This window comes from Methylovirgula ligni (assembly GCF_004135935.1).
Classification (GTDB): Bacteria; Pseudomonadota; Alphaproteobacteria; order Rhizobiales; family Beijerinckiaceae; genus Methylovirgula; species Methylovirgula ligni.
Genome location: NZ_CP025086.1, coordinates 1,283,089 through 1,293,732, shown reverse-complemented (window position 1 = coordinate 1,293,732; position 10,644 = coordinate 1,283,089). Strand labels below are relative to the sequence as shown.

11 protein-coding genes are annotated in these 10,644 nt (G+C 63.3%); 5 read left to right on the top strand and 6 right to left on the bottom strand.

What is annotated here, in order from left to right; genetic code table 11:
• The first annotated feature begins 162 nt into the window (after positions 1-162).
• Positions 163-516 (top strand): VanZ family protein, encoded by a 354-nt coding sequence (locus CWB41_RS06320; protein WP_129396423.1) that lies wholly within the window; start codon positions 163-165, stop codon positions 514-516.
• Positions 517-594: 78 nt separating this feature from the next.
• Here CWB41_RS06320 and CWB41_RS06315 read toward each other — a convergent pair whose 3' ends face one another.
• Both CWB41_RS06315 and CWB41_RS06310 read right to left on the bottom strand, forming a co-directional pair.
• Positions 595-2,010 (bottom strand): mannose-1-phosphate guanylyltransferase/mannose-6-phosphate isomerase, encoded by a 1,416-nt coding sequence (locus CWB41_RS06315; protein ID WP_115835074.1) that lies wholly within the window; start codon positions 2,008-2,010, stop codon positions 595-597.
• A 91-nt stretch (positions 2,011-2,101) separates the two neighbouring features.
• A complete protein-coding gene (locus CWB41_RS06310; RefSeq protein ID WP_165204068.1) occupies positions 2,102-3,679 on the bottom strand; it encodes a CYTH and CHAD domain-containing protein in 1,578 nt (525 codons plus the stop codon).
• A gap of 154 nt (positions 3,680-3,833) precedes the next feature.
• On the opposite strand from CWB41_RS06310, the gene CWB41_RS06305 reads away from it, so the two are divergent.
• Positions 3,834-4,535: an MgtC/SapB family protein gene (locus CWB41_RS06305; RefSeq protein ID WP_115835076.1), complete on the top strand. Its 702-nt coding sequence runs from the start codon at positions 3,834-3,836 to the stop codon at positions 4,533-4,535.
• Between the two features lie 9 nt (positions 4,536-4,544).
• Here the strand turns inward: CWB41_RS06305 and CWB41_RS06300 are convergent, their stop codons facing one another.
• The gene (locus tag CWB41_RS06300) at positions 4,545-5,432 is read right to left on the bottom strand and encodes a branched-chain amino acid aminotransferase (RefSeq protein ID WP_115835077.1); all 888 of its coding nucleotides are present in this window, start codon (positions 5,430-5,432) and stop codon (positions 4,545-4,547) included.
• Positions 5,433-5,675: 243 nt separating this feature from the next.
• Between CWB41_RS06300 and CWB41_RS06295 the strand changes: the two genes are divergently transcribed.
• From CWB41_RS06295 to CWB41_RS06285, 3 genes are read left to right on the top strand one after another with little or no spacing between them, the layout of a single operon-like run.
• The gene (locus CWB41_RS06295) at positions 5,676-6,230 is read left to right on the top strand and encodes a MarR family winged helix-turn-helix transcriptional regulator (RefSeq protein ID WP_115835078.1); all 555 of its coding nucleotides are present in this window, start codon (positions 5,676-5,678) and stop codon (positions 6,228-6,230) included.
• Positions 6,227-6,982, top strand: a complete 756-nt coding sequence (locus CWB41_RS06290) for a response regulator (RefSeq protein WP_115835079.1) — start codon at positions 6,227-6,229, stop codon at positions 6,980-6,982. The genes CWB41_RS06295 and CWB41_RS06290 overlap by 4 nt, the downstream gene beginning before the upstream one ends.
• Positions 6,983-6,984: 2 nt before the next feature.
• A complete protein-coding gene (locus CWB41_RS06285; protein WP_425373445.1) occupies positions 6,985-8,364 on the top strand; it encodes a sensor histidine kinase in 1,380 nt (459 codons plus the stop codon).
• A gap of 44 nt (positions 8,365-8,408) precedes the next feature.
• Here the strand turns inward: CWB41_RS06285 and CWB41_RS06280 are convergent, their stop codons facing one another.
• The 3 genes from CWB41_RS06280 to CWB41_RS06270 form a co-directional block, all read right to left on the bottom strand.
• On the bottom strand, positions 8,409-9,116 hold the full coding sequence (locus CWB41_RS06280) for a TetR/AcrR family transcriptional regulator (RefSeq protein WP_115835081.1): 708 nt from the start codon (positions 9,114-9,116) through the stop codon (positions 8,409-8,411).
• A 100-nt stretch (positions 9,117-9,216) separates the two neighbouring features.
• Entirely contained in the window at positions 9,217-10,044 is an 828-nt protein-coding gene (gene proC, locus CWB41_RS06275; protein WP_115835082.1) for a pyrroline-5-carboxylate reductase, read from the bottom strand.
• A gap of 1 nt (position 10,045) precedes the next feature.
• A complete protein-coding gene (locus CWB41_RS06270; protein WP_115835484.1) occupies positions 10,046-10,552 on the bottom strand; it encodes a type III secretion system chaperone family protein in 507 nt (168 codons plus the stop codon).
• Between the last annotated feature and the right edge of the window lie 92 nt (positions 10,553-10,644).

The window sequence follows — 10,644 nt, the reverse complement described above, 5'->3', positions numbered from 1 at the left end:
CGCTCGCATCCGATTGTTGTGGTTAGGAAAGCGATAACGCTAACGGACGCGGCCCCATGGTAAAGGATGGGTGAATCGGCCCCCTGGTTTCTTTTAGCAAATTCGCCAATCTTCGTTGGCCCGCTCCTCTTGGGGTGCTAAGACTTACGCGTGATCCGATTCATGCGACTTGCCCCCTGGTTGGCGATTCTGATCATCGCCGTGGTGTCACTGACCCCCGGCGGACTGCATCCGCACGCGGTTTCATCGGAGCTGGCAGAGCGCTTTCTGGCGTATTTCCTGACCGCTTTGATCCTGTCGATCCGCTTTCCGCGCCCCGCGGCGGGGATCGAGATCGCCGCCTGGCTCAGTATCTATGCCGGCAGCCTGGAGATTCTGCAGCTCCTCATTCCGGGGCGGAATGGGCGCTATGGCGATTTCGTCATGAGCTCGCTCGGCGCTCTATGCGGAGTCGCCTTCGGCCTGTTGGCAACGATCTGGTGGGAGCGTTCGCACAACCAGACCGCCAGGCATTAAAGCGTTTTCGAGCGAAGTGGACACCGGTTCGCGTAAAGAAAACGCGTCAAAAAAAATTATAGCGCGAGCCGTATCGCATCAGACGCGATTGTAGACGTCCTCGATCCGGACGATATCGTCTTCGCCGAGATAAGAGCCGGTCTGCACCTCGATCAGTTCGAGATCGATCCTGCCGGGATTGGCGAGGCGATGCACGGCGCCGATCGGCAGATAGATCGATTCATTCTCGTGCACCTGAATCACTTCGTTGTTGCGCGTCACCTCCGCCGTGCCACGTACGACGATCCAATGTTCGGCACGGTGGAAATGCTTCTGCAGCGAGAGCCGCGCGCCGGGTTTCACGACGATGCGCTTGACCTGATAGCGCGGTCCGTTGTCGACGGATTGATAATAGCCCCAGGGACGATAAGAGCGCTTGTGCTCCAGCGCCTCGCGCCGGTTCTCGGCCTTGAGACGATCTACGAGCTGCTTGACCTTGTCGCCATGCGCGCGATCGAGCACGAGGACCGCGTCCTGCGTCGTCACCACGATGACATTATCGACGCCGACGACTGTGGTGAGATGCTCATCTGAACGGATATGAACGTTCGACGCGTCAAGCACGATGCCATTGCCGCGCACCGAATTGCCGTCGGCGTCATGCTCGGACAATTCGTAGACGGCCGCCCAGGTGCCGACATCCGACCAGCCGATATCGGCCGGCACGACGGCCGCCTTTTCGGTATGTTCCATCACCGCATAATCGATCGAGATTTTCGGCGCGCGGGAAAACGCTTCCTTGTCGAGCAGCAGGAAATCGAGATCCTTGCGCGCCTTGGCCAGCGCCTCCGCGGCCGCCGCCTGCACCAGCGGCGTGAAATGGCGAAGTTCCTCCTGCATGACATCGGCGCGGAAGAAGAAATTGCCGGCGTTCCAAAGATAGCCCTCGGCGACGTAACGTGCCGCCGTCTCCGCATCCGGCTTTTCGACGAAGGCCTCGGCCTTAAGCACCGTGCTGCCAGCGAGCACAGGGGCGCCGGTCCTGATGTAGCCATAGCCGGTCGCAGGCTGAGTCGGCTTGATGCCGAGCGTCACGATATAGCCCTGCGCCGCCGCGGCAGCGGCCTCGCGGCACGCGGCGAGAAAAGCTGCGCGATCTCGCACGATGTGATCCGCCGCGAAGATGGCGACGATCGTATCCGGCGCGATCTCGACAGCGAGTTCCGTGCCGACAGCAACAGCGGCCGCGGAATCGCGCCGCACCGGTTCGAGCACGACGCGCGCGGTGCGGCCCGTCTCCTTGACCTGCTCAGAAACTAGGAAGCGATAATCCTGGTTGGAAATGACGATCGGCGCCTCGAACAGGGATTCGTCGAGATTCTCCAGCGTCGCTTGGAACGTGGAACGCACGCCAAGGAGCGGAATGAATTGCTTCGGCAGGCTCTCGCGCGATTCAGGCCACACGCGCGTGCCGGAGCCGCCACACATGATGATGGGGAGAATTTTCACGTCCATATCCCTGCGGATGCTCCGGCGCTAGATTTCAGTAGCTTAAGCCATGCCGCGGTTGGCGGATAGGCGTCGATGCCATTCTCGGCGAGAGTTGTTAATCACGTGCCAAGCCGGTCCAGAATGGCTTGGTGTCGAAAAGCGCCTCGCGGGCTTTTTCCGCCCCCTTATGGAACTGGCGCTTGCCGCGGCGACGCAATTTGGCGGCGAGCGCGGCGCCCGCGGCGACGGCCGCCGCATCCGCGCGCACGCTATCGCCATCCTCGGCGAGCCTGGCGAAATAGTGCTGCGCCATTTCCGCGTCGTTCTCCTCCCCCAGGAAGGTCTGCAACTTCTTCAAAGCCGCTACAAAGCCACGCAACCGCTTGCGGAACGCTTTGGCATCGGCGCCAGCCGACAGACCGTCGAAAAATTCCGCGCCATAACGCAGATTCTTGGCGCGGATGCGCGTCTGATGCCGCTCCGCGGGACTCGCCTCTTCGAGGTCCGCGCACCGACGATGGAATTTTGGGACGCTTTTGCTGAATTTGCGCTGAACGAAAGTGCCGATCGGCTCAGCGCGGGCGGCGTCCGCTGTCCAATCGCCGGCTTCGATCCAGGTGACGACACGCAACAGGGAATCTTCCGTCCCCGGCGCGTTCAGAACATCGACCAGCGCAGCATAGGTCTTCTCCCGCCGTGCCTCGAGCAATTTGCGCACCGTCGCCACAGCAGAGTCGGCATCCTTGCCCGCCAGCCGCGCCAGCAACACGTCGATATCCCGCGCCGCGCGCAAGGAGCTCTTGATCCGGTTCAGATCCTCCTTCACGGCTTTGGCGCCAGCACCGCCGATCAGCGGGCGGAACAAGCGCAGCGCGGTGGAAAAGCGGCGCAGGGCGACACGGCATTGATGCACGCCCTCGACGTCGTGCAAGCGGCGCACGCGAACTTGTGCCAGCAGAAAATGATCGATGGCGGCATGCGCAATCGCCTGAAAGGCAGCGGCCACCGATGTATCCGCCGTGAGACGTGGCGTGATGGCGGCGGGAGTTGCAACATCGGAATGTCCGGCGGTCTGATAGGCGGTCAGCGCCAGCGTTTCGCCGGTAAGGCGGAGCGGCACGCTCTTGCCGAGCGTGGCGATGAAGGCCAGCGCCAGACCCGCGGCATTCTCCGGATAGATCAACGTCAGCGAAGCAAGCCGCGTATGGATGCCGTTGACGATGTTCGCCTGCTCGAGCACGAGACTCGCATCGCCGCCGAACGGCAGGGACCAGAAGCTCTGCTGCGCCTCGCTCTGATAGACGAGCTTGAGGCTTTGCCTCGCGTTCGGACCGCGCAGGAGCTTTTGCAATTCGCGCGCATCGGTTGGCGCCGCGACGGAGAGCGCATGGCGAAAAGTCGACCAGCCGCCGACGCCCGGCTGGCCGCGGGCGAAGCGGCGCAGCGCCTCTTTCGTATCGTTGAGCGTGACATCGCCACGCCGGCGCACGCCAAATCCGAAGCCAAGCTTGCCGATGGCGCAATCCGGCGTGTCGAGATAGAGCGAGAGCAGTTTCGTCTCCGCCGTCCAATGCGCGCCCGCCTTGCTGAGTCGCGCCAGCAGCAATTCGCAATCGTTGGGATCGAGCGCGAATCTCAGGGTCTTCTCCGCGCCTTCAGGTGCGGCCGGGTCACGCGGCTTCCGGCGGCGCATCGGGGCGCGCAAACCTGAAATTTTTGCCGGACGGCTATTCGATCCCATACGATGATCCCTGGCATTGATCGCGGACGGACGACCATATTCAACGGTCGCGGCTTGGCCTATGATCGGTCGCAAACTTTATCGGCTGTGAACGATATTCGCGCAAATGCCCCTTTATCCGAGTTGGGAAGATATAGCGCTGCGCCTTGCTCTCACCGTGCTGGCGGGCGGCATTATCGGCATCGATCGCGGCGTGCGCGGACATGTCGCGGGCCTGCGGACGACGATCCTCGTCGCGCTCGCGGCCGCGCTGGCGATGGTCCAGGCCAACATTCTGCTGCCGGTCACCGGCAAGACGGCGGCCTCCTTCGGCGACATGGACATGATGCGCCTGCCGCTGGGCATATTGACCGGCGTCGGCTTCATCGGCGGCGGCACGATTTTGCGCCGCGGCGATCTCGTCACCGGCGTCACCACGGCGGCGACGCTTTGGGTCGTGACCGTGATCGGTCTGTGCTTCGGCGGCGGCCAACTCTCTCTCGGCATTGCCGGAACGGTACTGACGGTGCTGACGCTTTCGGCATTGCGCTGGCTCGACGGGCGGATTCCGCGCGAGCAGCGTGCCGTCCTCGTGCTTCGCGCCGCGCCAGAGGACGGACTCTCCGACCGGCTCAACGCGCTGATCGCGCCGCTCGGCTATCATGCCGCCTTCCAGCGCCAGAGCGAGACGGCGGGCGAGCGCAAAGTCTGGTTCGAACTTATCGGCAGGCGCGCGGAAGCGGCGGGAGCGCCGCTCGATCTCATCAACCTGCTGAACCGGAGCTTCGAAGTGGCGCGATTTGAACTCGCGCAGGAACCGCACAATTAGAACGTTGGATCAAGCCGCCTGCTGCTTCGGCCGCACCTCGGCGGAATAATCCTCGACAAATGTGCGCGAGAGTGCGCCAGGCTTGAAAGTATAGGGGCCGATCTCGGACACCGGGGTCACTTCCGCACCCGTGCCGGTGAGAAAGCATTCCTCGAAATTCGGCAGTTCTTCGGGCTGAATGCGCCGCTCGATCACCTCGATACCGCGGCGGCGGGCCAGTTCGATCACCGTGCGGCGCGTGATCCCGTCGAGGAAGCAATCGGCGATCGGTGTATGCAACACGCCATCCACGGCGAAAAAGATATTGGCGCCGGTACATTCGGCGACCCGGCCCTGCCAATCGAGCATCATCGCATCGGCATAGCCGCGCCGCTCCGCGCGATGTTTGGAGATCGTACAGATCATATAGAGGCCGGCAGCCTTGGCCGCCGTCGGCGCGGTCCGCGGATCGGGCCGGCGATATTCGGCGATATCGAGACGGATGCCCTTCATCTTCTCCGCGACATTGAACATGCTCGGCCAGGGCCAGACCGCAATCGCCGTATTGATCGTCGAATTCTGCGCCGCGACGGCCATCATCTCGCTGCCGCGCCAGGCGACGGGCCGCACATAGCAATCGGTGAAATTGTTCTTGTCGACGACGAGCTGTTTGGCCGCATCAAGCTCGGCGACCGAATAGGGAATTTCGAAATCGAGCACATTGGCGGAGTTTCTGAAGCGCTCGGAATGTTCCGTCGATTTGAAAATCTGGCCGCCATAGGCGCGCTCGCCCTCGAACACGCAGGAGGCATAATGCAGGCCGTGCGAGAGCACATGCAGCTTCGCCTCGCGCCACGGGACGAGGCTACCATTCATCCAGATGAAACCATCACGCTGGTCGAACGGCAAAACCGACATGGCAGGATCTCCTCTCGCGTGGCCGGGCATGGCCGGCACGGCGCATTTTGACTCCCAATGGGCCGCTGCGCAAAAAGTTTACGGCACTTCTCGCGCAGGGACGCCGACTTGACGGCTAGCAATCCCGCTGAAATATGTCAATATCACTGACTTAAATAGCCTCGCCCGGGCCTGACGCGGTCCTTGCAGCGTGCTATGGGCATCCCAGTTCTGTCATTGCATCGGTGGCGTGGAAGGCGGCTTATGGAATCAGCGTCGCGGAGAAAAGCCGCCGAGCCCAGCCCCCCGGCGGCGCGAGCTGCAAACGGAGCGGATACGGAGCCGATGTTCGATTTGATCGAACTTCTGTTTTTCGCCTATCGCGATTTTGTCGGCGATGCCGACCGGCTGCTCGAAAATTACGGCTTTGGCCGCGCCCATCACCGCGTCCTGCATTTCGTCAGCCGGCGTCCGGGACTCACCATCGCCGAGCTTCTCGATATTTTGAAGATCACAAAACAGAGCCTCAACCGCGTACTCAAGGAATTGCGCGATAAGGGCTTTGTGGAAGTACGCGCCGGCGTCATCGACCGCCGGCAGCGTCAGCTTTACCCAACGAAGACCGGCACCGCCCTGGCCCTCAATATTGCAAAGCTTCAAACGCAGCGGTTCCGGCGCGTTTTCGGCCATTTGCAGAAGAATGCCCGCCCGGATGCAATTGCGTTTCTGCTCGCCATGATCGACCCGCGCGAGCAGGAGAAGGTCGCAACGCTGGTGGCCTCCGGCGCCCGGCTCAAGTCGCTTGGCCGTGAGCTATGAGCGAACCTGATTTTGAGCGCGACGCGAGCGTCGAGAGCGAAACGCCGATCCCGGCGGACGATGCCGCGCATCTCCTGATCATCGACGACGACCGGCGCATTCGCATTCTGCTGCAACGCTACCTCAGCCAGGAGGGGTATCGCATCACTCTCGCCGGAAATGCCGAGGAGGCCGACGCGGCGCTCAAGAATTTCTCCTTCGATCTCATTGTCCTCGACGTCATGATGCCCGGCGAGAACGGACTCGAATTCGCCGCCCGTTTGCGTGCTGACAATTCGGAGCGCGGCCGCGTGCCGATCCTGATGCTGACCGCAAGAGCCGAGACGGAGGACCGCATCGCCGGGTTCGAAAAAGGCGTCGATGATTTTCTTCCCAAGCCCTTCGAACCGCGCGAACTCTCGCTGCGCATCGCCTCGATTCTGCGGCGGGTACAGCCGGCGGAGCCGGCGACGCAGATCACCCATGTGCATTTCGGCGGCTTCAGCTTCGATCTGGATCGTGGCGACTTGCGGCGTGGCGAGGACATCGTTCGCCTGACCGAGCGCGAGCGCGATATGTTGCGTCTGCTGGCCGCGCGCCCCGGCGAAACCGTGTCCCGCGATGTACTCGCCGGGCCCGGCGGCGCCGGCAACGAGCGCACGGTGGATGTTCAGGTCAACCGCCTGCGTCACAAAATCGAACGCGACCCCGCCAATCCGCTGCACCTGCAGACCGTGCGGGGCGCCGGCTACCGGCTTCTCATTGACCGCTGATGATGCGAACACCGACCCGTCCACCGTTGCCGAACTATCTGGGCAAGCCCCTCGCCCTCTGGCGCGGCTGCGTGCAGAAGCTGAAGTCGGTCATGCCGAAGGGACTTTATGCCCGCGCCCTGCTCATCGTCATCCTGCCGATGGTGATTTTGCAGACCGTCGTGACCTACGTCTTTCTCGAACGGCACTGGCAGCTCGTCACGCATCAGCTTTCGACGGCTCTGGTTCAGGATATCGCCGCGATCATCGATATCCATAATTCCTATCCGCAAGACAAAAACGACGAGACGCTGACGCGCATCGCCCAGCAGCGCATGAACATCGATATCGAGTTCATCCCGAAAGGCCCGCTACCTCCGCCCTTGCCGAAGCCGTTCTTCTCCATCGTCGACAGCGCGCTGTCGAAGGAGATCAGCCGCCAGATCAACAAGCCCTTCTGGCTCGACACGGTCGGCCGCTCGAACCTCATCGAAATCCGCGTCCTGCTCGACAACTCGATCCTGCGCGTCGTCGCCTATCGCAGCGCCGCCTATGCCGCGAACTCCTATATCTTTCTGCTTTGGATGCTCGGCACCTCCTTCGTGCTGATCGTTGTCGCGATGGCGTTCCTGCGCAACCAGATCAAGCCCATCGTGCAATTGATGAACGCGGCAGAGGCTTTCGGCATGGGCCGTGAGGCGGATTTCCGCCCGCAAGGGGCGCGCGAAATCCGCCGCGCTGGCTATGCCTTCATCGAGATGAAGCGCCGGATCGAGCGCAATATCGAACAGCGCACCGCAATGCTCACCGGCGTCAGTCACGACCTGCGCACCATCCTCACACGCTTCAAGCTCTCGCTCGCACTGATGGGTACGGCGCCGGAAGCCGAGGACATGCAAAAAGACATCGACGAGATGCAGCGGATGCTGGAGGCCTATCTCGCCTTCGCGCGCGGCGATTCCGGCGAAGCCGCGGCGAAGATCGATATGCAGGATTTCCTCGCCGGGCTGCGAAGCGAGGCAGAGCGGCACGGCGCGGAGATCGCCGTCTCGCTCCAGGGCGACCCGCAGGTCATTGTTCGCCCCGCTGCTTTCAAGCGCTGTCTTTCGAATCTTATCGGCAATGCCTTGGTTCATGCCAAGAAGGTGCAGGTCGAGGCCTTCCGCGACCAGCGCTTCCTCACCGTCAATGTGGACGACAACGGCCCGGGCATTCCGCCCGAGCGGCGCGAGGACGTCTTCCGCCCCTTCTTCCGGCTCGACCCGTCCCGCAATCAGGATCAGGGCGGCACCGGCCTCGGCCTCGCCATCGCCCGCGACATCGCCCGCTCGCATGGCGGCGATATTACGCTCAGCGACAGCCCCCTCGGCGGCCTGCGCGCGACGGTGCGCGTGCCGGTCTAGACGGCCGAGAGCATCAGACTGAAAAGTGCGCGGCCGGTTTCAGTTCAGAAAGCGGTCGGCGTGTTGTCGTCCCCGCCCGTCTCATGCAAGCTCGAACGGCGGCGGTCGAGAAACGAGCGGGCGATCGAGAACAAAGGCGCGGTCAGGCGGCCGACATCCTCGACGCGCGCCAGCACCGAACTGCCACGGCTGAGCTCGTGCTCGAGGACCGTCTTCGTCGCGGCGAGATCAGGGCTGTCGTCGGTGAACCACGTCGTCAGCACGTGCCGCCAGGCGAAGGCGAGGCCCTGCAATTTGACGACGCCGACGGGGCCTTCGGAATCGATGCCCGCCGCTTCCAGCATGAAGCGCATGGAATTGACCGTTTCACGGTTGAGCGCGGCAGCACCAAAGGGATCGCGCAGGCTCCATTCGCTGATGCTCTCAAGACCCGGCCGATAGGGCTTCAAAGCATCGAGCCGGCGCAGCAGAACCTCGGAGAGCCGGTCCTTCGGCGCTTCATCCGCCTTGGGCGGGCCGCTGCCGTCGAGCACGATCTTGTCGATCTTGCGGGTGAAGGCCGCGAGCACCGCGCCCTTCGACGGGAAGAACTCGCGGAAGGTCGACAGCGAGACATTGGCGCGTGCCGCAATGTCGGTGATCGGAATATCTTCCCAGTGCCGTTCGCCGGCGAGCTCCAGCAAGGCGGCAATGATCGCGTCGCGCGCCGATGCGGGCGCGGAGTCCTGGCTCGATCCCGATCCTTTAGCCATTTCCGCCTCCTCCGCCGAACTCTTGCGCCGAACCTTGGCCGGGGGAGACTAGTGCTCGCGGGCCGTCAGTCAAGCGCGGCACGACAGATCGAAAAACGGCTCAGCCGGACAATTGCTGCGCCCGCTTGCGCGCCGCCGCCACAGCACGAGCGATCAGCTTCGGCAACGCATCGCCGCCCTTCAATTCGGCCAGCGCGGCCTCCGTGGTGCCGCCCGGCGACGTGACATCGGCGCGCAATTTGGCCGCCGCCACCTCAGGCAGCGCGGCGAGCAGCGCGCCAGCACCTTCGATGGTCGCGCGGGCGAGGCGTTCTGCGACCGCTGGCGGCAGACCCTCGACGATGCCGGCTTCGGCGAGGCATTCGGCGAGGTAGAAGACATAGGCCGGGCCGGAGCCGGAAACCGCTGTGACCGCGTCGATCAGGTCTTCATCGCCGAGCCATTCGACGCGGCCGCCAGCGGCGAGCAGCGCGTCAGCCTTGCGCTTTTGTTCTGGCGTCACGGCGGGATCGGCGACGGCGCCGGTGATCCCCGCGCCGATCGCGGCCGGCAAATTGGGCATGGCGCGGACGAAAGCGCCGGCCGAAGGCAAATGATCGGCGAGTGTCTTCAGCGTCTTGCCCGCGAGGATCGAGATGACGAGCGTCGTCGGCGCCGCGAGCGACACGAGCGCAGGCGCGGCGCTGGCGAGAGTCTGCGGCTTGATCGCGAGAACCAGGACTTCGGGCGGAGTCGCGGGAACGCCAAGCTTGACACCGACCGTCGTGCAGAAAGCCTGCAATTCCGGCGACGGCGCGGGATCGAGGACGTGAACCCCGCCGGGATCGAGCCCGAGCTTAAGCCAGCCTTGCAGCAGGGCGCTGCCCATCCGGCCCGCGCCGACGAGAAGCAGCGAGGCGGGGAAATCGCCCCCGCCGGAGATCGTCATCTCAAGCTTCGCCTTTGGTTTCGAGCAGGGCGGTTTCGAGCGCCTCGCGGCCACCCTTGCCGGCCCAGACCACGAACTGGAAGGCTTGATAATAGCGCTCGCAGGCGGTGACCGCATTGCTCAAAGCCGCCTCGCATTGGCTGGTGTTGAGGACCGCGCCGCCGGTGAGCAGGATGGAATGGCGGAACATGACGACGCCATCCTGCGGCCAGACGTCGAAATGGCCGATCCAGAGTTGCTCATTGATCAGCGCGATCAAGGCCAGCGCATCGCCGCGCCGGGCCTGCGGCACCTTGAGATCGAAGGCGCAGGCAACATGCAGCGCCTCGATATCGGAGAGCCAGGTGAAAGCGATGTTGTAATCGGTCCAGGTGCCGGTAACCGCGATCGAGATTTCATCCTCGTCGTCGCGGTCGTAAGCCCATTGATTGCGGAGGGCGATTTTTTCGATCTGATCGACGGGATTCTGGGTTTCAATCTGGGGAAGTTCAATTTGCGAGAGCGACATGCTTTTGCCCTGGGCCCCTTCGCGGCGGAGAGCCGCGATCAAATTTCAAACGCTGCGGGGAAGCTCCCCGTGGCGGCTCACACACGGCAACA